Origin of the sequence: Streptomyces sp. NPDC004542, from assembly GCF_040610035.1 — a bacterium.
Taxonomy (GTDB): domain Bacteria; phylum Actinomycetota; class Actinomycetes; order Streptomycetales; family Streptomycetaceae; genus Streptomyces.
Genome location: NZ_JBEXLP010000106.1, coordinates 1 through 23,322 on the forward strand (window position 1 = coordinate 1; position 23,322 = coordinate 23,322).

20 protein-coding genes and 1 tRNA gene are annotated in these 23,322 nt (G+C 70.8%); 3 read left to right on the plus strand and 18 right to left on the minus strand.

From position 1 onward, the window contains the following. Positions 1-50: 50 nt before the first annotated feature. The 7 genes from ABZX30_RS33570 to pgsA form a co-directional block, all read right to left on the minus strand. Entirely contained in the window at positions 51-803 is a 753-nt protein-coding gene (locus tag ABZX30_RS33570; protein WP_132853616.1) for a YebC/PmpR family DNA-binding transcriptional regulator, read from the minus strand. Between the two features lie 48 nt (positions 804-851). After that, positions 852-1,460: a pyridoxal 5'-phosphate synthase glutaminase subunit PdxT gene (gene pdxT / locus ABZX30_RS33575; protein ID WP_355940787.1), complete on the minus strand. Its 609-nt coding sequence runs from the start codon at positions 1,458-1,460 to the stop codon at positions 852-854. Between the two features lie 26 nt (positions 1,461-1,486). After that, positions 1,487-2,392 carry a pyridoxal 5'-phosphate synthase lyase subunit PdxS gene (pdxS, locus tag ABZX30_RS33580; protein ID WP_270084835.1) on the minus strand — a complete coding sequence of 302 codons (906 nt, stop codon included), beginning with the start codon at positions 2,390-2,392 and terminating at the stop codon, positions 1,487-1,489. A gap of 112 nt (positions 2,393-2,504) precedes the next feature. Continuing rightward, positions 2,505-3,047, minus strand: a complete 543-nt coding sequence (locus ABZX30_RS33585) for a hypothetical protein (protein WP_355940791.1) — start codon at positions 3,045-3,047, stop codon at positions 2,505-2,507. A 104-nt stretch (positions 3,048-3,151) separates the two neighbouring features. Next, positions 3,152-4,315 carry a glycosyltransferase family 4 protein gene (locus tag ABZX30_RS33590; RefSeq protein ID WP_355940794.1) on the minus strand — a complete coding sequence of 388 codons (1,164 nt, stop codon included), beginning with the start codon at positions 4,313-4,315 and terminating at the stop codon, positions 3,152-3,154. Next, entirely contained in the window at positions 4,312-5,232 is a 921-nt protein-coding gene (locus ABZX30_RS33595) for a phosphatidylinositol mannoside acyltransferase (protein ID WP_355940797.1), read from the minus strand. The genes ABZX30_RS33590 and ABZX30_RS33595 overlap by 4 nt, the downstream gene beginning before the upstream one ends. Beyond that, the gene (pgsA, locus tag ABZX30_RS33600) at positions 5,229-5,915 is read right to left on the minus strand and encodes a phosphatidylinositol phosphate synthase (RefSeq protein WP_355940800.1); all 687 of its coding nucleotides are present in this window, start codon (positions 5,913-5,915) and stop codon (positions 5,229-5,231) included. Before pgsA ends, ABZX30_RS33595 begins: the two co-directional genes overlap by 4 nt. Before the next feature lie 291 nt (positions 5,916-6,206). Here pgsA and ABZX30_RS33605 point away from each other — a divergent pair, with 291 nt between their 5' ends. After that, complete coding sequence (locus ABZX30_RS33605) at positions 6,207-8,405, plus strand: elongation factor G-like protein EF-G2 (protein WP_355940803.1); 2,199 nt, start codon at positions 6,207-6,209, stop codon at positions 8,403-8,405. A 186-nt stretch (positions 8,406-8,591) separates the two neighbouring features. Further along, positions 8,592-10,238: a hypothetical protein gene (locus ABZX30_RS33610; RefSeq protein WP_355940806.1), complete on the plus strand. Its 1,647-nt coding sequence runs from the start codon at positions 8,592-8,594 to the stop codon at positions 10,236-10,238. A 40-nt stretch (positions 10,239-10,278) separates the two neighbouring features. Here the strand turns inward: ABZX30_RS33610 and ABZX30_RS33615 are convergent, their stop codons facing one another. From ABZX30_RS33615 to ABZX30_RS33630, 4 genes are all read right to left on the minus strand, one after another. Continuing rightward, entirely contained in the window at positions 10,279-10,845 is a 567-nt protein-coding gene (locus ABZX30_RS33615) for an HIT domain-containing protein (RefSeq protein ID WP_355940809.1), read from the minus strand. 75 nt (positions 10,846-10,920) lie between these two features. After that, positions 10,921-12,897 (minus strand): threonine--tRNA ligase, encoded by a 1,977-nt coding sequence (gene thrS / locus ABZX30_RS33620; protein ID WP_355940811.1) that lies wholly within the window; start codon positions 12,895-12,897, stop codon positions 10,921-10,923. 104 nt (positions 12,898-13,001) lie between these two features. Then, positions 13,002-14,207: a hypothetical protein gene (locus tag ABZX30_RS33625; RefSeq protein ID WP_355940814.1), complete on the minus strand. Its 1,206-nt coding sequence runs from the start codon at positions 14,205-14,207 to the stop codon at positions 13,002-13,004. Then, entirely contained in the window at positions 14,204-14,770 is a 567-nt protein-coding gene (locus tag ABZX30_RS33630; RefSeq protein WP_355940816.1) for a DUF4365 domain-containing protein, read from the minus strand. Before ABZX30_RS33630 ends, ABZX30_RS33625 begins: the two co-directional genes overlap by 4 nt. 169 nt (positions 14,771-14,939) lie before the next feature. On the opposite strand from ABZX30_RS33630, the gene ABZX30_RS33635 reads away from it, so the two are divergent. Then, positions 14,940-15,665, plus strand: coding sequence for a 3'-5' exonuclease (locus tag ABZX30_RS33635; RefSeq protein WP_355940819.1), 726 nt, complete (start codon positions 14,940-14,942; stop codon positions 15,663-15,665). Between the two features lie 39 nt (positions 15,666-15,704). Here ABZX30_RS33635 and ABZX30_RS33640 read toward each other — a convergent pair. From ABZX30_RS33640 to ABZX30_RS33670, 7 genes are all read right to left on the minus strand, one after another. Beyond that, a tRNA-Val gene (locus ABZX30_RS33640) sits at positions 15,705-15,776 on the minus strand. Between the two features lie 39 nt (positions 15,777-15,815). Further along, the gene (locus ABZX30_RS33645; RefSeq protein ID WP_355940822.1) at positions 15,816-16,262 is read right to left on the minus strand and encodes an SRPBCC family protein; all 447 of its coding nucleotides are present in this window, start codon (positions 16,260-16,262) and stop codon (positions 15,816-15,818) included. A gap of 127 nt (positions 16,263-16,389) precedes the next feature. Then, positions 16,390-19,128, minus strand: coding sequence for a Tat pathway signal sequence domain protein (locus tag ABZX30_RS33650; protein ID WP_355940824.1), 2,739 nt, complete (start codon positions 19,126-19,128; stop codon positions 16,390-16,392). Between the two features lie 113 nt (positions 19,129-19,241). Continuing rightward, the gene (locus ABZX30_RS33655; RefSeq protein ID WP_355940827.1) at positions 19,242-19,832 is read right to left on the minus strand and encodes a hypothetical protein; all 591 of its coding nucleotides are present in this window, start codon (positions 19,830-19,832) and stop codon (positions 19,242-19,244) included. Positions 19,833-19,842: 10 nt separating this feature from the next. Then, entirely contained in the window at positions 19,843-20,718 is an 876-nt protein-coding gene (locus ABZX30_RS33660; protein ID WP_355940829.1) for a carbohydrate ABC transporter permease, read from the minus strand. Continuing rightward, positions 20,715-21,671, minus strand: coding sequence for a sugar ABC transporter permease (locus tag ABZX30_RS33665; RefSeq protein ID WP_355940832.1), 957 nt, complete (start codon positions 21,669-21,671; stop codon positions 20,715-20,717). The genes ABZX30_RS33660 and ABZX30_RS33665 overlap by 4 nt, the downstream gene beginning before the upstream one ends. A 14-nt stretch (positions 21,672-21,685) precedes the next feature. Continuing rightward, a complete protein-coding gene (locus ABZX30_RS33670; RefSeq protein ID WP_355940835.1) occupies positions 21,686-22,975 on the minus strand; it encodes an extracellular solute-binding protein in 1,290 nt (429 codons plus the stop codon). Between the last annotated feature and the right edge of the window lie 347 nt (positions 22,976-23,322).

The window sequence follows — 23,322 nt, forward strand, 5'->3', positions numbered from 1 at the left end:
GGTGGGACGTGTCCCACCAGCCCGCCGAATCCGCTCAGCCCGCGGCAGCGTCAGGCGTCGACCTTCTCCATGACCTCGTCGCTGACGTCGAAGTTGGCGAAGACGTTCTGCACGTCGTCGCTGTCCTCGAGGGCGTCGATCAGCTTGAAGATCTTCTTGGCGCCCTCCTCGTCCAGCTCGACCTGCATGGTCGGGACGAAGTTGGCCTCTGCGGAGTCGTAGTCGATGCCGGCGTCCTGGAGTGCGGTGCGGACCGCGACCAGGTCGGTGGCCTCGCTGATCACCTCGAAGTTCTCACCGAGGTCGTTGACCTCCTCGGCGCCCGCGTCCAGGACGGCGCCGAGCACGTCGTCCTCGGTCAGCTCGCCCTTGGGGACGATGACGACGCCCTTGCGGTTGAACAGGTACGACACCGAGCCCGGGTCGGCCATGGAGCCGCCGTTGCGGGTCATGGCGACGCGGACCTCGGAGGCGGCGCGGTTGCGGTTGTCCGTGAGGCACTCGATGAGCACGGCCACGCCGTTCGGGCCGTAGCCCTCGTACATGATCGTCTCGTAGTCGGCGCCGCCGGCCTCGAGACCGCCACCGCGCTTGATGGCGGAGTCGATGTTCTTGTTGGGCACCGACTGCTTCTTGGCCTTCTGGACGGCGTCGTAGAGGGTCGGGTTGCCCTCGAGGTCGACGCCGCCCATCCGCGCCGCGACCTCGATGTTCTTGATGAGCTTCGCGAAGAGCTTGCCGCGCTTGGCGTCGATCACGGCCTTCTTGTGCTTCGTCGTGGCCCATTTAGAGTGGCCGGACATCTGCCTGTCTCCTTCGCGTAACCCATCTACGTACGAACCCCTGAGATCCTACAAGGACTCCGGCGTGCGGTTCGCGCGCACCATGTCGACGAACAGCGCGTGCACACGGTGGTCGCCCGTCAGCTCCGGGTGGAACGACGTGGCGAGCGCGTTGCCCTGGCGGACCGCGACGATGTGACCGTCGTGCTCGGCGAGCACCTCGGCCCCGGCGCCGACGGACTCCACCCAGGGGGCGCGGATGAAGACGCCCTCCACGGGATCGCCCCCGACACCCTTGACCTCGACCGCCGCCTCGAAGGACTCGTTCTGCCGTCCGAAGGCGTTGCGGCGCACGATCATGTCGATGCCGCCGACCGTCTCCTGGCCCGAGCGCGGGTCGAGGATCTTGTCGGCGAGCAGGATCATGCCCGCGCAGGTGCCGTAGACGGGCATGCCGCCCCGCACACGCGCGCGGAGGGGGTCCATCACCCCGAAGAGGATGGCCAGCTTGGAGATGGTGGTGGACTCGCCGCCGGGGAGGACGAGGCCGTCGACCTCGGCGAGCTCTTCGGGGCGCCGCACCGGCCTGGCCACGGCGTCGGCCGCGGCCAGGGCGATGAGGTGCTCCCGTACGTCGCCCTGGAGGGCCAGGACGCCTATGACGGGTGTGTCGGTCATGTAGGTGCAGTCCCTAGGGAGGTGGATCACCAGCCGCGGTTGGCGTAGCGCTCGGTCTCGGGGAGGGTGTCGCAGTTGATGCCGACCATGGCCTCGCCGAGGTTGCGGGACGCGTCCGCGATGATCTTCGGGTCGTCGTAGAAGGTGGTGGCCTTGACGATGGCGGCGGCGCGCTTGGCCGGGTCGCCGGACTTGAAGATGCCGGAGCCGACGAAGACGCCCTCGGCGCCGAGCTGGCGCATCAGCGCGGCGTCGGCAGGGGTGGCCACGCCACCGGCGGAGAACAGCACCACGGGGAGCTTGCCGAGCTCGGCGACCTCCTTGACCAGCTCGTACGGGGCGCGCAGCTCCTTGGCGGCGGCGTACAGCTCGTGGTTGTCGAAGCCGCGCAGCTTGGCGATCTCGTTCTTGATCTGGCGCAGGTGGCGGACGGCCTCCACGACGTTGCCGGTGCCGGCCTCGCCCTTGGAGCGGATCATGGCGGCGCCCTCGGCGATGCGGCGCAGGGCCTCACCCAGGTTGGTGGCACCGCAGACGAAGGGGGTGGTGAAGGCCCACTTGTCGGAGTGGTTGACCTCGTCGGCCGGGGTGAGGACCTCGGACTCGTCGATGTAGTCCACACCGAGCGACTGCAGCACCTGGGCCTCGACGAAGTGGCCGATGCGGGACTTGGCCATGACCGGGATCGAGACGGCTTCGATGATGCCCTCGATCATGTCCGGGTCCGACATGCGGGCCACGCCGCCGTCCTTGCGGATGTCGGCCGGGACCCGCTCCAGGGCCATGACGGCCACGGCGCCCGCGTCCTCGGCGATCTTCGCCTGCTCCGGCGTGACGACGTCCATGATCACGCCGCCCTTGAGCTGCTCGGCCATACCGCGCTTCACACGGGCGGTGCCGGTCTCGGGAGCCTGGTTCTCGATGGTGGACACGAGTGACCTCACTGAAGGGAAGACGATTACTGCTTCCCAGAGGAAACGGGAGTGGACCAGGCCACAGCAAGAGCCAATGGCGAGCGGGTGGATCCTTTTGGCTCCCCTACGGTCAGGAGACCCTCTCCACCAGGGCCGCCGGGGGCTCGTCGTCCATCTCGACGGCCAGCGGGAACGGTGCGTGGCCGGCCAGCCGGAACCAGCGGACCTTGCGGTGCTCCCGCAGTCTGCGGGCCGCCCCGACAGCGTCGTTGTGGAAGCGGCGGGCCATCGGCACCCGGCGCACGGCCTCGGCGAGTTCCCGCGCCGCCTCCTCTCCCCCCGGCGCCTCCCGGACGGCCTCGACCTGCTGCGGCTCCGCGAACACCGCCCGCAGCGCCTGGCTCAGCTCGCTCTCGGCCACCTCCCGCTGCTCCTCCTCGGCCTGCCGGGCGGCGTGCGCGGCCTCGTAGAGCACGATCGAGGCGGCAGGGTCCAGCACCCCGGAGGTGGCCAGCTCCTGGGCCACGGAGGCCCGGCGGAGCAGCTGGGCGTCGAGCGCGGCGCGCGCCGCGTCGATGCGCGCGTGCAGCCGGTCCAGCCGGCCCGCCGTCCAGCTCAGGTACAGGCCGATCGCGACGAGCGCGACGAGGATCCAGATGAGGGTTGCGGTCACGGGCGGCAAGGCTACCGGGGCGCTCCGCCGGGTTCAGCGGGGTGTCGGGCGGGCCGGGCGTGGCCGGGGCTCGCCGGTCGGGGGCGCCGGCTGAAGAACCTGTCTCAGTCCCGTGCCAGGCCCAGCCGGGCCCGCAGACCCGTTGTCCGTTCGTCCGCGGCCACGGCCGCCGCGCCCGCCGTCACCGTCTCGTACACGGACATGATGTCGGCGCCCACCGTGGACCAGTCGAAGCGCCGCACATGGGCGCTGCCGCGTTCGCGCAGCTCGGCTCGGCGCTTCGGGTCCTGGAGGAGTCGTACGGCCGCCTCGGCCAGGGCGTCGGCGTCCTCGTTGGCGAACAGTTCGCCGGCCGCGCCCTGGTCGAGGACCTGGGCGAAGGCGTCCAGGTCGGAGGCGAGGACGGGCGCGCCCGCCGACATGGCCTCGACGAGGACGATGCCGAAGCTCTCGCCGCCGGTGTTGGGCGCGACGTACAGGTCGACACTGCGCAGGAAGCGCGCCTTGTCCTCGTCGCTGATCATGCCGAGGAACTCCACGCGGGAGCGCAGCTGTGCCGGCAGCGATGCCACGGCGTCCTCCTCGTCCCCGCGGCCGGCCACCAGCAGCCGGGTCTGCGGCCGTGCGGCGAGGATCTTCGGCAGGGCCTTCATCAGCACCGGCAGGCCCTTGCGGGGCTCGTCGATGCGGCCGATGAAGCCGATGGTCTCCCCCTGCCAGTCGGGGTTGGGCTCGGCCTCGGCGAAGAAGTCCACGTCGACGCCGTTGGGGATCACCACGGCGTCCCCGCCGAGGTGCTCGACCAGCGTGCGGCGGGCGTACTCGCTGACCGCGATCCGCGCGCTGATCTTCTCCAGGGCGGCCTGCAGGATCGAGTACGCGGCGATCATCGCGCGAGAGCGCGGGTTGGAGGTGTGGAAGGTGGCCACGATCGGGCCGGACGCCGCCCAGCAGGCCAGCAGGCCCAGCGACGGCGACGTCGGCTCGTGGATGTGGATCACGTCGAACGCGCCGTCGTGCAGCCAGCGCCGTACGCGGGCCGCGGAGAGGAAGCCGAAGTTCAGCCGGGCCACCGAACCGTTGTACGGCACCGGCACCGCGCGGCCGGCCGAGACGACGTACGCCGGGAGCGGGGTGTCGTCGTCGGCGGGGGCGAGCACGGAGACCTCGTGGCCGAGCCGGATGAAGTACTCGGCCAGGTCGCGGATGTGGAACTGGACGCCGCCCGGCACGTCCCAGGAGTACGGGCAGACGATGCCGATCCTCACGCGGCCCCTCCGGCGGGACAACGCGCGGGATCGAGATCCCCCAGCCACAGCCGCTGCAGCATGTGCCAGTCCTCCGGATGCTCGGCGATCCCCGTGGCGAAGGCGTCGGCCAGCGCCTGTGTCATGACAGACGTCCTCTCGGTCCGCGTGCCTGACTCGGGCACCTCGATCGGGGCGTGGACACGGCCCCGCATGACGGGCGAGTCGTCGTACCACAGTGTGACGGGCAGCAGCAGCGCCCCGGTCTGCTGGGCGAGGAGGGCGGGGCCGGCGGGCATCCGCGCGGTCTCGCCGAAGAACGTCACCTCCACGCCGGAGGCGGACAGGTCACGGTCGGCGACCAGGCACACCAGGCCGCCGTCGCGCAGCCGCCGGGCCAGCGTGCCGAACGCGGAGCCGCCGCTGTGCGGCAGGACCTCCATGCCGAGTCCCTCGCGGTAGGCGACGAACCGGTCGTACAGGCTCTCGGGCTTCAGGCGCTCGGCGACCGTGGTGAACGGGATCTCCAGCCCGGTGGTGACCCAGGCCCCGGCCAGGTCCCAGTTGGCCAGGTGGGGCAGCGCGAGGACGACGCCCCTCCCGGCGGCGAGGCCGTCGGTCAGGAAGTGCAGGTCCTTGGGTTCGAAGCCGGCCCTGACCCGCTCGGGGCTCCAGGCGGGCAGCCGGAAGGACTCCATCCAGTAGCGCAGGTACGAGCGCATGCCCGCCCGGGACAGCTCGGCCAGGCGCTCCGGGGTCGCGTCGGGCACCACGCGCGCGTAGTTGCTCTCCAGCCGCTGCACGCCCTTGCCGCGCTGTTTCCAGGCGAGGTCGGCGATGGCGCGGCCGAGCCGTACCGCGGCCGGCTCGGGGAGCCTCTTGACGGCGCCCCAGCCGAGCCCGTACAGCGCGTCGGTCAGCCGTTCCCCGGCGCTCACTGCGCCGCCCCGCTCCCCTGGGAGGCGTTCGCGTCGTCCGGCCCGGCCTGAGCAGCCTCCGCCTCGGCGGACTCCCGGCGGACCGTGACGACCCGCTGGATCAGCGTGACGAGGCTGCCGACCGCGACGATCCACAGGGCCACGGGCAGCAGGTACTGGATGCCCGGGACGCCGAACTCGTGCAGGCCCGCGAGACCGGCCGCCACCAGCGAGACCACCAGCCGCTCGGCGCGCTCCACGAGCCCGTTGACGGCGACCGGCAGCCCGATCGACTCGCCGCGGGCCTTGGTGTACGACACGACCTGACCGCTGGCCAGGCAGAAGATGGACACCGCGCACAGCACGTTGTCGTCGCCCCGGCCCGCGTACCACAGCGCGAAGCCACCGAAGATCGCACCGTCGGCGACCCGGTCCAGCGTGGAGTCCAGGAAGGCACCCCAGCGGCTGGAGCGGCCCAGCTGGCGGGCCATGTTGCCGTCGACCAGGTCGGAGAAGACGAACAGGGTGATCACGACCGTGCCCCAGAAGAACTCGCCCCGGGGATAGAAGACCAGCGCGCCCGCGACCACTCCGGCGGTGCCGATCAGTGTGACCGTGTCGGGGCTGACCCCCCGCCGGATGAGAAACGCGGCGAACGGTGTGAGGACACGCGTGAAGAATGCACGCGCGTACTTGTTCAGCATGGCCTTCCCGACGGTCGGTGTCGCCGCGGCCCCTGCTGGCCTCCGGCTGGCCCATCGTAGCCACGCGCGCGCGTGGGTGACGGCCGGGCGCCCGCACCCGCCGGCCGGATCGGGCGCGCGGCCCGCGGCCGCTCCGTGACGCGAACGGTATCCCTGCCGGGTTCCCCGTATGGACGCAGCGTGACGGGAGTGGAAAGCTCGAAGGACCGCGGGCGTCGCCGGAGCCGCCAGTGCACGCGGTGCCGCGTGTCCGCGCCCACAGTGACCTCACCGTGCACGGGAGGCAAGGTTATGGGCGACAAGGCGCACACACACCCCGGGGCCGCCGGCAGGGCTACGGCGGCCGACCACCCCGCGTCCGTACGGAATGTGGTGTTGGTCGGCCACTGCGGTGCGGGCAAGACGACCCTGGTGGAGGCTCTCGCCCTGACGGCGGGAGCGGTGAACCGGGCGGGCCGCGTGGAGGAGGGCGGCTCCGTCTCCGACTACGACGAGATCGAGCACCGGCAGCAACGCTCGGTACAGCTCTCCCTGGTGCCCGTCGAATGGGACGGGTTCAAGATCAACCTGCTCGACACCCCCGGATACGCCGACTTCGTCGGGGAGCTCAGGGCCGGTCTGCGCGCGGCGGACGCGGCCCTCTTCGTCGTCTCGGCCTCGGACGGGGTGGACGGCTCGACCCGGATGGTGTGGGAGGAGTGCGCGGCCGTCGGTATGCCGCGCGCCATCGTCATCACCCATCTGGAGGCGGCACGCGCGGATTTCTCGGAGACGACCCGGGTCTGCGCGGAGGCGTTCGGCGCCGACGACCCGGACGCCGTGCTCCCGCTGTACCTGCCGCTGCACGGCCCGGAAGGCCCCGACGGGCACGCGCCCGTGACGGGGCTGACCGGGCTGCTGTCGCAGAAGCTGTTCGACTACTCCTCCGGGGAGCGCAAGGAGTCCGAGCCGGGCGAGGACCAGCTGCCGCGGATCGAGGAGGCCCGCAACCGGCTCATCGAGGGGATCATCTCCGAGAGCGAGGACGAGACCCTCATGGACCGCTATCTCGGCGGTGAGCAGGTCGACGTCAAGACGCTGATCGAGGACCTGGAGCGGGCCGTCGCCCGCGGGGTCTTCTTCCCCGTCCTGGCCGCCGCCCCCGCCGCCGACGGCGCCCGGCAGGGCCTCGGCACGGTGGAGCTCCTCGAGCTGATCACCGGCGGCTTCCCGACCCCGCTGGAACGCGAGCAGCCCCGGGTCACCACGCCCGGCGGCGAGCCGCGCGCGCTGAAGGCGTGCGACCCCGCCGGACCGCTGGTCGCCGAGGTGGTCAAGACCTCGTCCGACCCGTACGTGGGCCGGGTCTCCCTGGTCCGCGTCTTCTCCGGCACGCTCCGCCCCGACGAGACGGTGCACGTCTCCGGGCACGGGCTGGCCGACCGCGGCCACGAGGATCATGACGTCGACGAGCGCATCGGCGCCCTGTCCACGCCGTTCGGCAAACAGCAGCGCCCGGTCAGTCACGTCGTCGCGGGCGACCTCGCGTCCGTGGCCAAGCTCAGCCGCGCCGAGACCGGCGACACGCTGTCCGCCAAGGACGACCCGCTGCTGATGGAACCGTGGGAGATGCCGGACCCGCTGCTCCCGCTCGCCATCCAGGCGCACAGCAAGGCGGACGAGGACAAGCTCAGCCAGGGCCTGTCCCGGCTGGTCGCCGAGGACCCGACCATGCGCCTGGAACAGAACCAGGACACCCACCAGGTGGTGCTGTGGTGCCTGGGCGAGGCCCACGCGGACGTCGCCCTGGAGCGGCTGCGCAGCCGGTACGGCGTCCAGGTCGACGTCGTACCGCACCGGGTCTCCCTGCGGGAGACCTTCGCCGACAGGGCCGCCGGGCGGGGGCGGCACGTGAAGCAGTCCGGCGGGCACGGGCAGTTCGCCATCTGCGAGATCGAGGTGGAGCCGCTGCCCGGCGGCTCGGGCATCGAGTTCGTGGACAAGGTGGTCGGCGGTGCCGTGCCGCGGCAGTTCATCCCGTCGGTCGAGAAGGGCGTACGGGCCCAGGCCGCCAAGGGCGTCGCCGCCGGGTACCCGCTCATCGACGTGCGGGTCACGCTGGTCGACGGCAAGGCGCACTCGGTGGACTCCTCCGACGCCGCCTTCCAGACGGCGGGTGCGCTGGCGCTGCGCGAGGCCGCCGCCGAGGCGAGGATCCATCTGCTGGAGCCGGTCTGCGAGGTCACCGTGCTCGTAGGCGACGACTACGTGGGCGCCGTGATGAGCGATCTGTCCGGGCGGCGCGGCCGGGTGGTGGGCACCGAACAGGTGGGCACCGGACGCACCCTCGTACGGGCCGAGGTGCCGGAGATCGAGATCGGCCGGTACGCGGTCGACCTGCGGTCCCTGTCGCACGGCACCGCCCGCTTCAGCCGGGCGTACGCCCGGCACGAGCCGATGCCGCCGCAGATCGCCGAACGCATCCGCGAGGAGGCCGGGGACGGCTCGTAGGCGGGTGCCGTTCACCCGTCGGCGGGCGGCTTCGGCCGTCCGCCGACGAATGTCGGAGCCGGCGGATACTCTGATCGCGTGATCAACACGCCTGGTCCTGATCACCAGGTGTCCTGATCAACAGGTGTGCGGAGCGCGGAAGTCGGGAAGGCCGCAGGAGCGGGGCCGCGGCGATCGGGGGCGGGAATGTCGGTGGGAACGGAATGGGACGGGCCACAGGTGCCCATCTCGGGGAACGAGAGCCAGGCGGCGACCTTCGCGCTGGCCTCGGCGGCCTACCGGGACAGCGACGTCACGGAGATACTCAAGGCCAACAACGAATGGCACGAGTCGACCGTCAAGGGCGGCAGGATCTCCCTGTTGAGGCCCAATCTCGGCGAGGCGTTCTCGCGGGCCGTGGTCGACCGCATGCTCGCCCCCGGCCGCAACGCGCTCATCCAGGCCTTCGGGATGGATCCCCAGGTCGTCGTCGAGCACTGCCTCGCGGCCAACGCCATCCGCCGGGACCGCGACAACCGGCTGAGCGCCGTCATGGTGGTGTGCGGCCTGCTCTTCCTGCCCGGGCTCCTGGTGTGGCTGCTCGTCTTCCAGATCCGCTCCACCATCGCCAAGCTCAACAACCGGCGGGCCGGCGCCCTCGGCACCACCCTGCTCGTCGCCGTCGGCGCGCTCACGGCGCTGTTCCTGGTGCGCATGCCGTTCCACGGCTTCTGGGGCTGGTACGCGCGCGCGGCCGCGGTCGCTCCCGTGCTGGGCTGGTTCTGGGCCAAGCGCATCTGCGAGCGCACCGCACATGACCTGCGCGCGCGCTGGGCCGGTCTGCTCGCCGGCAGCAGCGTCGGCGCCAAGATCCCCGAGTCGGTGCCCAGCAGCCCCGCCCAGACCGCCGCGGAGCAGCTGCGCCAGTCCCTGGCCAAGCTGAGCGCCGAGCAGCAGTCCAACTCCGTCTTCTACGCCGGGCCCAAGGGCATACTCGGCATGGGGACCCGCTGGGGCGCCTGGCAGCTCGCCGAGGACCTGGTGCCGGCCGACGCGACCCGGGAGATCCACCCCTTCCGCAGCTGGGACGTCATCCGCGCGATCCACGACCAGCTGCGCATGCTGGAGCGCGGCCCGCTCAACACCGGCGGCTTCCCCAAGCCCTCGATCCGGCACTGGATCGTCACGCCGACCGGCGAGAACGCCAAGGCGGTCTCCCGGCCGGAGGGCACCGACGTCGAGGCGTACCAGGTCAAGTCGCACGCCATACAGGACATCTGCAACAAGCAGCAGTTCGGCAGCGGCGACCGGCACTACCTCGGGGTGCAGTGGACGTTGTGGGACGGCCAGTTGATCATCACCATGCTGATCACCGTGACCGTGCTGCACGAGACGCTGCGGATCGAGGTGACCGGGCACGCGCTGGGACCGGTGCACTCGCTGTTCACCTCGAAGCCGGAGGCGCCGACGAGGTCGGTCGCCAAGTCCTTCAAGCCGTGGGAGTCCCGCACGATCAAGCTGCCCCTGGTCGGCACCGACGAGGTGGTACGACTGGCCGCGCGGGCCCCGCTGACCTGGTACCCGCCGCTGCTGAACTGGCTCGGCGGCACGCTCGGGCTGCCCGAGCCGTTCGGACTGCGGCACGTCTGGGCGGACAAGCCGTGGCGCCACCGGTTCATGGCCGACGACGCGCTGCGCGCCGCCACGCCGGTGCTGCGGGTGGTGCACTCGGCGGCGATCCGGGTGCTGCGGGAGAACGGTGTGGACGTGGAGAAGTTCGGCGCGCGGTCGGCGTTCCTCAGCGGTCAGGTGCAGGACCCGAGCCCCAAGAAGGCCGATCTCTACGACGCGTAGGCCGGGGGGCGACAGACCCCCCGGCCCCCGGTGCGTCACCTCACGCGGATGCCGTCGGCCAGGCCTCCGCCAGCATCTTGCGGGTGTCCGCCAGCAGTTGGGGCAGCACCTTGGTGTGGCCGACCACCGGCATGAAGTTCGTGTCGCCGCCCCAGCGGGGCACGATGTGCTGGTGGAGGTGGGCGGCGATACCGGCGCCCGCCACGGTGCCCTGGTTCATGCCGATGTTGAATCCGTGGGCGCCGGAGGCGGTGCGCAGGGCCGTCATCGCCTGCTTGGTCAGCTCGGCCAGTTCGGCGGTCTCCGCAGCGGTCAGTTCGGTGTAGTCCGCGACGTGGCGGTAGGGCACGGTCATCAGGTGACCGCCGTTGTACGGGTAGAGGTTGAGCACCGCGTACACGTGCTCGCCGCGCCGGACGACCAGCCCGTCCTCGTCGGACTTGGCCGGGATCGAGCAGAAGGGGCAGCCGTCGTCGGCGCCCGGGCCGCTCGGCTTGTTCTCGCCCTGGATGTAGGCCATCCGGTGGGGCGTCCACAGGCGCTGGAACGCGTCCTGCGTCCCCACTCCGATCTGCTGTTCCGGCTCACTCGTCATGCAAGGCAGCATATGGCGTCCCGCCGGAGAGCAGGGCGGGGCCCCGGGAAACCCGGGGCCCCGCACCCCCGCGTGAGCGGGGAGCGATCACACCTGCACGCGGCGCTCGACCACGTCGACGAGCTTCGCCAGCGCTTCGTCACGCGGGATGCCGTTCTCCTGCGATCCGTCGCGGTAGCGGAACGACACCGTACCCGCGTTCATGTCTTCGTCACCGACGAGGATCATGAACGGCACCTTCTGCTTCTGGGCAGTCCTGATCTTCTTCTGCATGCGGTCCGAGGAGGAGTCCACCTCGACCCGCAGCCCCCGCTTCTTGGCCGCGGCGGCGAATTTCTCCAGGTACTCCACGTGCGCGTCCCCGATCGGGATGCCGACCGCCTGGACCGGGGCCAGCCACGCCGGGAAGGCGCCCGCGTAGTGCTCGAGCAGCACGGCGAAGAACCGCTCGATCGAGCCGAAGAGGGCGCGGTGGATCATCACCGGGCGCTGCTTGGAGCCGTCCGGACCGGTGTACTCCAGGTCGAAGCGCTCGGGCAGGTTGAAGTCGAGCTGGATGGTCGACATCTGCCAGGTACGGCCGATCGCGTCCTTGGTCTGGACGGAGATCTTCGGGCCGTAGAAGGCAGCGCCACCCGGGTCCGGGACCAGGGGCAGGCCCTGCTTCTCGGCGACCTGGCGGAGGGTCTCCGTGGCCTCCTCCCAGACCTCGTCGGAGCCGACGAACTTCTCCGGGTCCTTGGTCGACAGCTCCAGGTAGAAGTCGGTCAGACCGTAGTCGCGCAGCAGGCCGAGGACGAAGGTGAGCGTCTTGTCGAGCTCCTCCGACATCTGCTCGCGGGTGCAGTAGATGTGCGCGTCGTCCTGGGTGAAGCCCCGGGCGCGGGTGAGGCCGTGCACGACGCCCGACTTCTCGTACCGGTACACGGTCCCGAACTCGAAGAGGCGCAGCGGCAGTTCGCGGTAGGAGCGGCCACGCGCGTCGAAGATCAGGTTGTGCATCGGGCAGTTCATGGGCTTGAGGTAGTAGTCCACGCCCTCGTCGAGCTGCATGGGCGGGTACATGCCGTCGGCGTACCAGTCCAGGTGCCCGGACGTCTCGAAGAGCTTCCCCTTCGTCGCGTGCGGGGTGTAGACGAACTCGTAGCCCTCCTCCTCGTGACGGCGGCGCGAGTAGTCCTCCATCACGCGGCGGACGATGCCGCCCTTGGGGTGGAAGACGGCGAGGCCGGAGCCGATCTGCTCGGGGATGGAGAAGAGGTCGAGCTCGCTGCCGAGCTTGCGGTGGTCGCGCTTCTCCGCCTCGGCGAGGAAGTCGAGGTGGGCCTTGAGCTCTTCCTTGGAGGGCCAGGCGGTGCCGTAGATGCGCTGGAGCATCGGGTTCTTCTCGCTGCCGCGCCAGTAGGCGGCCGCGTTGCGCATCAGCTTGAATGCCGGGATGTTCCGGGTGGTGGGCAGGTGGGGACCGCGGCAGAGGTCCTTCCAGCACAGCTCGCCGGTCTTGGCGTCCAGGTTGTCGTAGATCGTCAGTTCGCCGGCGCCGACCTCGACGTCCGCGCCGTCGTCGGCGGAGGCGGACCCCTTGAGGCCGATCAGCTCCAGCTTGTACGGCTCGTCGGCGAGTTCCGCGCGGGCGGCCTCGTCGGTGACGACTCGGCGGGCGAACCGCTGTCCCCGCTTCTGGATCTCCTGCATCTTCTTCTCGATGGCCTTGAGATCCTCGGGCGTGAACGGCTTCTCGACGTCGAAGTCGTAGTAGAAGCCGTCCCTGACCGGCGGGCCGATGCCCAGCTTGGCCTCGGGGAACAGCTCCTGCACCGCCTGCGCCATGACGTGCGCGGTGGAGTGGCGCAGGATGTTCAGGCCGTCCTCGGAGGAGATCTCGACGCCCTCGACGGTCTCGCCGTCCCGGAGCTCGTAGGTGAGGTCCCGCAGCTCGCCCCCGACGCGCGCGGCGATGACCGAGCGCTCGCCGGCGAAGAGCTCGGCGGCCGTAGTGCCCGTCGTCACCACACGTTCTTCCCGCTCGGAATCGCGTTGGATGATCACACGGACGTCTGACACCGGTCTCTCCTGACTGAAGATGGATCGCGGCGCCATACCAGGAGCGCGCGCATGGGTGCGATCGTACCGACCCCGGGCCGCCGACCGCGAAACGGTCATCGTCCTCAGTCCTCCGCCCCGCCCCCCTCCTCGAAGAAGTCGAGGTTCTCCTGCAACGACTTCAGCAGCCGGTCCCGCTCGGCGTCGTCCACCCGTACCGGTACGACCCCGCAGGCCCCGGTGAGCCTGCGGAAGCCGCCCCGGCTCTCCAGCCGCCCCCGCACCCGCACCGGCAGTCCCACGAGGTGGGCGTGCCCGGCGATCCGGTAGTCCTCCTCGCCCAGGGCGACGCGGACGTGGGGCACCTCGGCGCCGGCGATCACCCGCAGCCGTACGGTGCCCGCACCGCGCGGACCGGGCCTGCGCATCCGTACCACCGCCCCGGTGATCTGCACCGGCACCGCGGGTTCCCGGCGCAGATAGCGGGCTCCGGCCTCGCGCAGCGCGGGCAGGTCACCGGGCGAGAACTCGACGGGTTCCGCCGGGGCCGCGCAGCCGTCGGGGACACCGGCGGCCGGCGCCCACTCGACGGCGATCCGGGCGCCCTCCGTGCCGCGCACGAGGGCGATGAGGGCCTCGGTCAGCTCGCGGCTGACGCCCGCCGCGACGGCGCCGTCGTAGGCGTCCGTGCCGCCGGTGGCCCGCTGGTGGTCGATCGCCTCACGCGCGGCGTACAGGGCCTGGTGGAGCCGTACCGCGAGGGGGCGTGCGGTGCTCACGGGGACGAAGGCGGTGAGGGCGCGGCCCGAGACGGCCGGGCCGACGAGGACGTGCTCCAGCAGCGCGGCGGCCGGCCGGCGGTGGCGGGCGCCGTGGTAGCCGGCCCGCGCGCGTGTGGCGAGCGCGGCCGCGAGGAGGGTCTGGCGGGCGGCGGTGCGCAGCTGCTCCTCGACGGTCCAGGGGGCGGCGCCCACGGAGCCGCTCGGCACGTCCCGCCACCAGTGGATCTCGTCGCTGGGCACGGCGAGGGAGACGAGCACCTCGCGGGCGGAGGGCGTGCCGCTGCGGGCGAGGGCGAGGAGCGCCTCGCCGAGCAGGTCGTCGCTGTCGGGGAAGGCGCGGCTCTCGGGCACGAGCAGGCTGGTGCCGCCCGCGCCCGGGCCCGGCGGGGTCCAGCGGCCGTAGCGTCCGGCGGCTCCGCCACGCCGCTGCCAGCCGTGCCGGTGCAGCAGGGCACTGAGGACCGCCGGGTCGACGTCGGCGGGGTCGGGGGGACCGGCGGGATACGGCCCGACCTGCCGCAGGGGTTCGTCGAGGGGGCGGTGCGTCACGGCCTGCCTCCCGTCCCGACCCGCGTCATGATCTCGCACAGGGCCCGGTCGTCGAAGATGCGTGAGGTCGGTATCCGCACGGTGGTCCGGTGCCGTCCGGTGACGGGGTGGCCGGCGAGGTTGACCCAGTAGCAGCAGTGCCTGAGGTCGAGCCGGTCGTGGCCGGCGCGCAGCCAGTCGTCCTGGGACCTCGGCACGAGCATCACGACGAGGATCTTGTGCACCGAGACGGGTGTGCGGGCGAGCTTGCGCAGGTGGTCGTTGTCGAGCGTGAAGGAGAAGAAGCGGCCCGGGGGGCCGGGGGCGATCTGGTAGGTGCACTTCAGCTGGACCTTGATGGTCACCTCGTCGTCGACGGTGTGCCCGGGTGCGCTGTGGCTGACGTGCCAGTCGATGCCGTTGTCCGGGAACGGCTGGGACAGCGAGCAGCCCGCCGCCGCGGCGACCGCGTGCAGATAACCGACCTGCAGTGTCTCCATGCAGGCGGTGGTGGCGAGCGTGCCGCGGAGGGGACCCGTGCGCTCGGGCAGCAGCCCGCCCCGCTCGGGCTGCGCTATCGCCATGACCAACAGCCTTCCACGACCGAGGATTTCCCTGCTGCGGGCCGCTGAACTGCAAAGACCCGTACTCCTGTTGTGTCCTTCCGGCGTACGGCGCAAACAGCCCGGGTATCACCGAACAGGCAGAAGACGGAACGTCAGCTGCTGTGGGTGAACGAGGAGTTGTGGTCGTATGACGTGCTGGTACGAGGGGCCGTTGGCCGCCTTCGACACGGAGACGACGGGCGTGGACGTGGAGACCGACCGGATCGTGTCGGCCGCCGTCGTCGTCCAGGACGCACCGGGCGCCCGGCCCCGGGTCAGGCGCTGGCTGGTGAACCCGGGTGTCCCGGTGCCCGAGCAAGCGACGGCGGTGCACGGGCTGACGGACGAGCATCTGCAGCGCAACGGCCGCTGGCCGGCGCCGGTGATGTACGAGATAGCCGGGGAACTGGCGGAGCACGCGGCACTGGGCCGTCCGCTGGTGGTGATGAACGCGCCGTTCGATCTCACGCTGCTGGACCGGGAGTTGCGCCGCCATCGCGCGTCCTCGCTGGAGCGTCGGCTCGAGGCGTCGCCGCTGCGGGTGCTGGATCCCCGGGTGCTGGACAAGCACCTGGACCGCTACCGCAAGGGCCGCCGTACGCTGACCGACCTGTGCGCGCACTACGGCGTGACGCTGGACGGCGCGCACGACGCGGGGGCCGACGCACTGGCGGCGCTGGAGGTCGTACGTGCCCTGGGGCGCCGCTTCGCGACCCGGCTGGAGCGGCTGACACCGACCGAGCTGCACGCCCTGCAGGTCGGCTGGCACGCGGCACAGGCGCGCGGGCTTCAGGCGTGGTTCGCGCGCAGCGGCTCTCCGGAGGAGGTGGACCCGGCGTGGCCGCTGCGTCCGGACCTGCCGGCGGCGGCATGACGAAGGCCGGTCCGCACAGGCGGACCGGCCCTGACCCGGTGGGCGATACTGGGTTCGAACCAGTGACCTCTTCGGTGTGAACGAAGCGCTCTCCCACTGAGCTAATCGCCCGGGAACGCGTTGAACAATACAGGTCCGGGCGGGCTTCCTTCAAACCGCTTCCAGGTACCGCAGCAGTCCGTTCCGCCCGGCCCGCATCATCAGCCGGTGATTGGCGCGGAAGAGGGGCCGTCCCGGCACGGCCAGCCGTCTGAGCAGCGGCTTGTGCACGTCGACGACCTGGTCGTAGCGGGCCAGGGATCCGGAGCCGTGCGGGATCACGGTCCAGCGCGCCCGGCCCTCGATGTCGCCGGACAGGGCGGCCTCGAGCATGCCGGAGGCCGGGTCACGGCGGGTCTCGCGCGCGGTGAAGGTCATGTCGTACGGCAGGACGGAGCGGACGGTGAGGACGCCGGTGGCGTCGTCGAGCCGGGTCACCGCCCGCACCTGGGGCCACCAGCGGGGGTAGTCCTCGACCCGCTCCAGTGACCCGTACACGGCGGCCGGCGGCGCGGGCAGGAGCCACAGGCTGCGGAAGCGGTGGTGGGACCAGTCCATGGACTGAAGTCTGCCCTGGTGGGAGCGGTGAAACCGAGTACGCGTACGCATGCGGCCCGCCGTGCCGCGGACCACACTCGGTGGGCGAGCGCCGCCGCCCGTGCGACGGCGCTCGCCCCATCGGTCCCTAAGACGGCATCCTGTCGCCGAGCAGGGCCAGGTTCTCGATGGCCGCGAGGCCGTAGAGCGCGGTGTCGTTGGTGGACACCCAGCTCGCCTCGCTGCCGGGGACCAGGGTGGCGGGGCCGCTCAGCGGCTCCGTCTTCCACGGCGAGGCCTCGGTGTAGCCGTCGGAGCTGTAGAACTTGGTCCAGGCGCGCTGGGCGAGCGTCTCGTCGCCGGTCTGCACGGCGGCGTACGCGTCGAGGCGCGAGTGGCCCTGGAAGAGCAGCAGCGTGCCGAAGTTGGTGCCGTAGCGGGCCGCCTGCTCGGCCTTGGTGGCGTTGAAGTAACGGCAGTAATCGAGGTAGGCCTCCTTGAACTTCGGCAGGTCGACCAGGTGGATGAGCTCGGCGCACAGTTCGTTCAGGCCGAAGACGGCCGACAGGTGGGAGACCGAGACCACCGGGGTGGCGGCGACGGCGAACTTCCCGGTGTCGAGGTCGTACAGGCCGCTGCCCTGGACGAAGCCGTTGGGCTGGGCGGCGATGCCCTCCATCGTCGACAGCACGCGCGCCTTGGCCTTCTCCCACTTGGGGCCCCTGCGCTCCCACTCGGTCAGCCAGGCCGACACCAGGCCGCTCCAGTCGGTGCCGAAGCCGATCGACAGGGCGTGCCGGTCGGGCGTGTAGGGATCGGTGCGCACCTTGCGCTGCGGGTCGAGGACGAGGAAGGTCTCGTCGGAGTCGACGTTGGCGTGCATGAGGTCGCCGACCCGTTCGTCCGCGGTGAGGAAGTAGTAGAAGCGGCGGTAGGTGGTGTTGGCGATGCGCTGCTGCTTGGCGCTGTCGGCGAAGTGCTGCACACCGTGCCGGGTGCCGAGGCCCGCCCACTGCCCGAGGTGGTAGACGTCCACCTCGCCGGTGTGCCGGGTCATCGCCTCGGCGAAGCGGAAGATGTCGGACCGGCCGCTTCTGAGGTAGGCGTACCAGAGCCAGAGGTCGGGCGAGAGTTCGGAGTTGTCCCAGGCGTAGCCGCCGATGTCGTAGCGCCACACGTGCCGTGCGGAGTCGTACGTGTGCATGATGTCGCCGTAGTCCCAGAAGCCGTACCAGCGGCGCTGCTCCACCTGGTCCTTGTAGTAGGTGAAGAGGAAGTCGAGGTGGTCCTCGATCTTCGCCTTGGCGGCGGTGGAGCGGTCGGGCTCGGAGTACAGGCCGGGGCCGAAGACCTTGGCCTTGATGAGCTGCTTGGGCGGGGCGGCCAGTTGCGGCAGCACGCGTACGGCGTCGACCTGTCCGGCGAGGGTCTCGGCGCTCGGGGTGGAGTCGTTGGCCCAGAACAGCAGCTCGGAGGTGCGGGCGATGCCGTACGGGGTGCCGAACTCCGGCTCGTAGTCCTCGTAGGTGATGTTGAGGCCCTCGAGCTGTTCGGCGTAGGTGTCCTGGCCCATGCCGTCGTGGTAGAAGCGCAGGTCCATGGGCTGCGCCTCGGGGGACCAGAGCCAGAGGGTGACGGTGGCCTCGTCGGTGTGGGCGTCGCGGATGTCGAGCTGTGCGGGGAACTTCTCCCAGAAGTCGCGCAGCCCGAAGGAGAGCCCGCCGCTCGCCCCGCCGACGTACCCGAACCCGGAGGCACGCTTGCCGCCGCCGGCGCCTATCCAGCCGTAGCCCTTCTTGGTGCGCTTGCGCAGGGTGAAGCCGTCGGCGGAGAGCTGGGAGAGGGTGTAGTCGCCCCAGTGCGGGATGTACTGGAGGCGGGTGGTGACCCGCTGGTCCCAGGTGGACGGGTCGGGCAGCTTTTGCCCCTCGTACTGGGCCGCCTGCACGGCGGCGCCCGGGTCGCGGCGCAGTCCGGTGATGCCCTGGACGGCCTCGCGCAGCAGGCCCGTGCCCTCGCCGCCGATGCGGATGTGCCGGTCGTAGGCGGCGTCCCGCATCGGCACGGAGAAGCGGACGCCGAGGCCGCGGATGAAGTCCCCGCTCGCCTTGCCGGGCTCCAGGGTGCCGTCGTAGGTGATGGTGTGCACCATGCGGAAGGAGTCGGCGCCCGCGTAGAAGTAGAGGCGCAGGGAGAAGGGCAGCCAGCCGCGGCTGCCCTTGCGGTGCTTGCCGTCGACGCGGACGACGGCGCGGACCGGGCCCTCCTGCTCGACGGTGACCGACGAGATGGCGCCGTCGAAGCGCTCGGTCCTGACCGTGCCCTGGTCCTCGTCCTCGACCTCGGGCTGGCGGATGAGTACCAGCCGCCCGTTCCTCGCGATCTCCGTCGACCCGCGGGTGACGGACTTGACGATCGTGGAGCCGTTCTTGCCGATCTTCGCGGTGATGACGCCGGTCGACACGTCGATGGTGCCGCCGCTGGTGTCCAGGGTGATCCTCTTGGCGGGGGCCTGGGGCGTACCGGCCCTGAGGGTGAGCTTGCCGGAGCCGGAACTCACCGCGTGGGCGGTCCACTTGAGGGAGCCGTCCGGCCAGTGGGCGAGCGGCCAGGACTGGACGGGCACGTCCTTGCCGTCGGCGTCGGTGACCGCGAAGGTCTGGTCCTCCTGGTGGACGCCCATCGGCCAGGGCACGCCGACGGTGGAGCCTGGCGCGGCCCCGAGGCCGCCGTCCTCCAGCCAGTCGAGGGTCACCGGGTCCGCGTCGCCGGCCGCAGCCGCGGGCGCGGCCTGGGCGTCGCTCGCCCCCAGCGCCCAGCTGAACTGGGCGGCGGCTCCGGCGACGGCGGCCGCCTTGAGGAGGGATCTGCGGGGGATGGGAGACATGAGAGTTCGACCTGTCCTTTCCGTGCGGGACGTCTGGATGCTGCGGATGGTCAGGGGCATGACAGGGAGAGGTACGGTGCCCGGGGCACCGACCTCGGTCGGGACACCGCCGGTCAGCGGTGCCGGTACCGCTCCTCCACGGCGACGGCCGCGGCCGCGACGGCCCCGAGCACGGGGACCGCGAGCGGTGCGACGAGCAGGGCGGAACAGGCCACGAGCGCGATGCCGCCGACGAGCAGGAAGGATCCGGCGGGGTCGAGGACCGTACGCCGGCCGGCCGCGGCGAGCAGGGCGCGCCAGGTCTCCCCCGGAGCCCAGACAGCCGCGGCGCGCAGCACGGCGACGGCGGTGCCGGTCAGCGCGAACAGCCCCACCGCCCCGACGAACGGGCCGCCGGGCAGCCCGGCCCGCACCGCCTGGACGTCCACCCACGCCAGGGCCGCCGCGGCCCAGCCGGCCAGCCCGACGGCCCAGCCGCCGCGCAGCGCCGTCCGGAAGTCCCGGGCGAACTCCCGCCCGCCACCGCCGTGATGGGTCGTACGGCGCCGCAGGTGGCGGGCCCCGGCCGCGAAGGCGGCCGGGTACGTGACGACTCCGAGCGAGGCGACGGCGATCCACACCCCGGTCAGCAGGGATTCGGCGAAGACCCCGAACCGCTCGGCGAACAGGGACTCCTTGCGTGCCTTGCCGCGTGCCTCCGCCATGGCGCCCCCCTCAGCCCTTCAGTCCGGAGGTCGCCATGCCGTCGATCAGGTATCGCTGGAAGGCCGTGAAGAAGGCGATGACCGGCACCAGCGCCACCAGCGACATCGCGATCATGCTGCCGTAGTCGGAGATGCCCTCCTGGTCGCGGAACATCATCAGGCCGAGCGAGACGGTGTACTTCGAGGGAGTGTTGAGGTAGATCAGCGGCCCCATGAAGTCGTTCCACGCGTTGATGAAGGTGAAGATGGCGCTGGTGATGATGGCGGGGCGGCTCAGCGGCAGCACGATGGACCAGTAGGTCCTCAGGTGTCCGCAGCCGTCGAGCCGGGCGGCCTCGTCCAGCTCGCGGGGCAGCCCGCGCATGAACTGGACCATCAGGAAGACGAAGAACGCCTCCGTGGCCAGGAACTTGCCTGCCACGAGCGGCACCAGCGTGTCGACGAGCTCCAGCTTGCGGAACATCACGTACTGCGGGATGAGCAGGACGTGGTACGGCAGCAGCAGCGTGCCGATCATCAGCGTGAACAGCAGGTTCCGGCCCGCGAACCGGATCTTGGCGAAGGCGTACGCCGTCAGCGAGCTGGACAGCACCACACCGACCACGGCGAGGAGGGCGTACGCCAGCGAGTTCACGAAGAAGCTGCTGATGGAGATGCCGGAGATGCCGTCGGCGAGCCCGGAGAAGTTCGCCCAGACCGGCTTGGCGGGCAGCAGGTCGAGACTGGCGATGATGTCCTTGCTCGGCTTGAAGGCGGCACCCGCCACCCAGATCACGGGGTAGAGGACTACCGCGAGGACGGCGACCGCGCCCACGTGCCAGGCGAACGATCCGACGCGCCGCCGCTCGCTCGTCGTGCGCACGGCAGGGCTGGTGGCACTGGTCACTTGGCGGCCTCCTCGTAGTGCACCCACTTCTTCTGCGACCAGAACAGGACCGCCGTGACGAGCGCGACCGCGACCACCAGGGTCCAGGCCATCGCGGCGGCGAAGCCCATCTGGGCCTCCTTGAAGCCCTTCTGGTAGAGGTAACAGGTGTAGACGAGCGTGGCGTCGGCGGGACCGCACCGGGTGTCGGAGACGACGTACGCGGAGCCGAACACCTGGAACGCGTGGATGGACTCCAGCAGCACGTTGAAGAAGAGCACGGGGGAGATCATCGGCAGCGTGATGTTCCAGAACCGCCGGAAAGGACCGGCCCCGTCCACCTCCGCGGCCTCGTACAACTCCCGCGGCACCTGCTTGAGGCCGGCCAGGAAGATGACCATCGGGGCGCCGAACTGCCAGATGCTGAGGGCGACCAGGGCGTAGATGACGTAGTCCGGATTGCCGATCCAGCCGCCCACGTGGAGGCCGAAGATCTTCTGGGTACGGTCCACGATCGCGTCGTCCGAGAACAGCGCCCGCCACACGAACCCCACCGAGACGCTGGCGCCGATGAGCGAGGGCAGGTAGAACGCGGCCCGGTACAGAGCCTGTCCGCGCCGCTTCTGCGCGAGCAGCAGCGCGACGCCGAGCGCCAGCAGCAGCTTCAGCGGTGTGGCCACGACCACGTACTTCAGCGTGACCTGCACCGACTTCTGCCAGCGCGGGTCGTGGAACATCGTCGTGAAGTTGTCGAGGCCGACCCATTTCGGCGGCGTGAACAGGTTGTAGCTGGTGAACGCGTAATACAGCGAGGCGATCATCGGCCCCGCCGTGAGCAGCAGGAACCCGGCGATCCACGGTGACATGAAGAGATAGCCGGCGATGTTCTCGCGGCGCCGTCCGCGCCGCCCGGGCGCGGGAGCGGCGGACCGCTTCCCGGCCGGGCGGGCGGGCGCTTCCTTGACGAGCGTCATGGCGGTACGTCCCCTCAGCCCGCGAACGCGGCCTTGGCCTCGCTGAACAGCGTCTTGGCGGCGTCGGCCGGCTTGGTCTTGCCCTGGGCGACCTCGCCGCCGATCCGCAGGAACGCCGCCTCGACGATGTCGGCACCGGACGGGTGCGGGGTGATCTTCCCGAGGACGCCGGCCTTGGCGACCTCCTCCTCGTACGCCGCGACGCCCTTGTTGTTGGCGTCGGTGGGCTTGAACGCGTCGTACTGCTCGGTCGTGGCGAGGATGCCGCGGTCGTAGCCCATGATCTTGCCGACCTCGGGGTCGTGGACCATGAAGTCGATGAACTGGGCGGCTTCCTTGGGGTGCTTGGTCCCGGCGAAGGCGCTGAGCATCAGCGAGCCGAGGTACTGGCCGGTGTCCTTGCCGTTCGTGGTGGGGATCGGCGCGAGACCGTACTCGGAATCACCCTCGCCCGCGTAGCGGATGGAGAAGTTGTCCCAGGTGAACTCGGACGCGGCGAGCCCCGCGGAGAGGCCGGACTTGGGCTTGGCCTGCTCGATCTTCTTCGGATCGGCGACGAGGCCGGACTTCACGCGCTTGTAGCCGTCCGTCCACCACTGCGTCAGGTCGTCCTCGGTGAAGCCGAGGGCGCTGTCGGTGAAGAAGGCCTTGCCGTTCTGCCGCAGGTACAGGTCGTACAGGTACATGATGGCGAAGTAGCCGGTGTCACCGGCGATCTTCAGTTTGTCCTGGATCGTCTGCAGCGCTTCGAAGTACTCGTCCCAGGTCCAGCCGAACTTCGGCTTCACTCCTGCCTTCTCGAAGGCCTTGAGGTCGATGACGAGTGCCATGGTGTTGGCGCCGACGGGAACGCCGAGCTGCTTGCCGTCGGCCTGACCGGCGGTCAGGACGCCGTTGCGGAAGTTCTTGAGGCTCAAGTTCCCCGCGTCCGCCTGCGTCTTGAGATCCATCAGAACACCGCGCTTGTCGTACTTGCGCAGGAATCCGACCGCATTCTGGAAAACGTCCGGCGGATTTCCACCGGAGGCCTGGGTCTGGAACCTCTCCCAGAACGCCTCGTAGTCCGTGAATTCAGGCTTGATCTTGATCTTCGGGTACTTCTTCTCGAAGAGAGCGATCGTCTTCTTGATGGCTATGGTGCGCGGCTCACCACCCCACCAGGCGTAACGGAGGGTCACCGTTCCGTCTCCGGAACCGCCGTCCTCGCCACCGCAGCCGGTCGTCAGCCCCAGCCCGAGCGCTGTCGCCCCCACCCCGGCCGCCTTCAAGATCGTACGCCTCTCAACCTTCTTGCCGATTCCCACCGTTGGGCCTCCCCGCAGCCTCGTGCATGTTGCATGAATCGTTTCAAGTAAGCGCTTGCTGGCACAAGGTACGGAGGGGTTCGGGGTGCGTCAATGATTCGGACAGGATTTTCTTGGCCGGCGGCCGGCCGGAGGGTGGCCCGGCCCGGCCCGGCCGGTGCCGTCGGCCCCGCGGCGGGCCCCCGGCGCCAGGCCGCCGACGGCAGGCTCCCCTGCGGCGGTACGGAGACGGCGCCGCGAGCATACGACCGCGGCCCACCTGCAGTTTCACAGGCGGGCCGCGGTTCCGGGTGTGGGCGATACTGGGTTCGAACCAGTGACCTCTTCGGTGTGAACGAAGCGCTCTC

What these genes read in the sequence shown, in the direction of transcription:
- pgsA (WP_355940800.1), bottom strand. Translation starts at nt 5,915, where the DNA reads ATGCTGAACAAGTACGCGCGTGCATTCTTCACGCGTGTCCTCACACCG.
- ABZX30_RS33610 (WP_355940806.1), top strand. Translation starts at nt 8,592, where the DNA reads ATGTCGGTGGGAACGGAATGGGACGGGCCACAGGTGCCCATCTCGGGG.
- ABZX30_RS33655 (WP_355940827.1), bottom strand. Translation starts at nt 19,832, where the DNA reads ATGGCGGAGGCACGCGGCAAGGCACGCAAGGAGTCCCTGTTCGCCGAG.
- ABZX30_RS33615 (WP_355940809.1), bottom strand. Translation starts at nt 10,845, where the DNA reads ATGCTGCCTTGCATGACGAGTGAGCCGGAACAGCAGATCGGAGTGGGG.
- ABZX30_RS33635 (WP_355940819.1), top strand. Translation starts at nt 14,940, where the DNA reads ATGACGTGCTGGTACGAGGGGCCGTTGGCCGCCTTCGACACGGAGACG.
- ABZX30_RS33605 (WP_355940803.1), top strand. Translation starts at nt 6,207, where the DNA reads ATGGGCGACAAGGCGCACACACACCCCGGGGCCGCCGGCAGGGCTACG.
- ABZX30_RS33665 (WP_355940832.1), bottom strand. Translation starts at nt 21,671, where the DNA reads ATGACGCTCGTCAAGGAAGCGCCCGCCCGCCCGGCCGGGAAGCGGTCC.
- ABZX30_RS33630 (WP_355940816.1), bottom strand. Translation starts at nt 14,770, where the DNA reads ATGGCGATAGCGCAGCCCGAGCGGGGCGGGCTGCTGCCCGAGCGCACG.
- ABZX30_RS33570 (WP_132853616.1), bottom strand. Translation starts at nt 803, where the DNA reads ATGTCCGGCCACTCTAAATGGGCCACGACGAAGCACAAGAAGGCCGTG.
- ABZX30_RS33650 (WP_355940824.1), bottom strand. Translation starts at nt 19,128, where the DNA reads ATGTCTCCCATCCCCCGCAGATCCCTCCTCAAGGCGGCCGCCGTCGCC.
- ABZX30_RS33645 (WP_355940822.1), bottom strand. Translation starts at nt 16,262, where the DNA reads ATGGACTGGTCCCACCACCGCTTCCGCAGCCTGTGGCTCCTGCCCGCG.
- pdxT (WP_355940787.1), bottom strand. Translation starts at nt 1,460, where the DNA reads ATGACCGACACACCCGTCATAGGCGTCCTGGCCCTCCAGGGCGACGTA.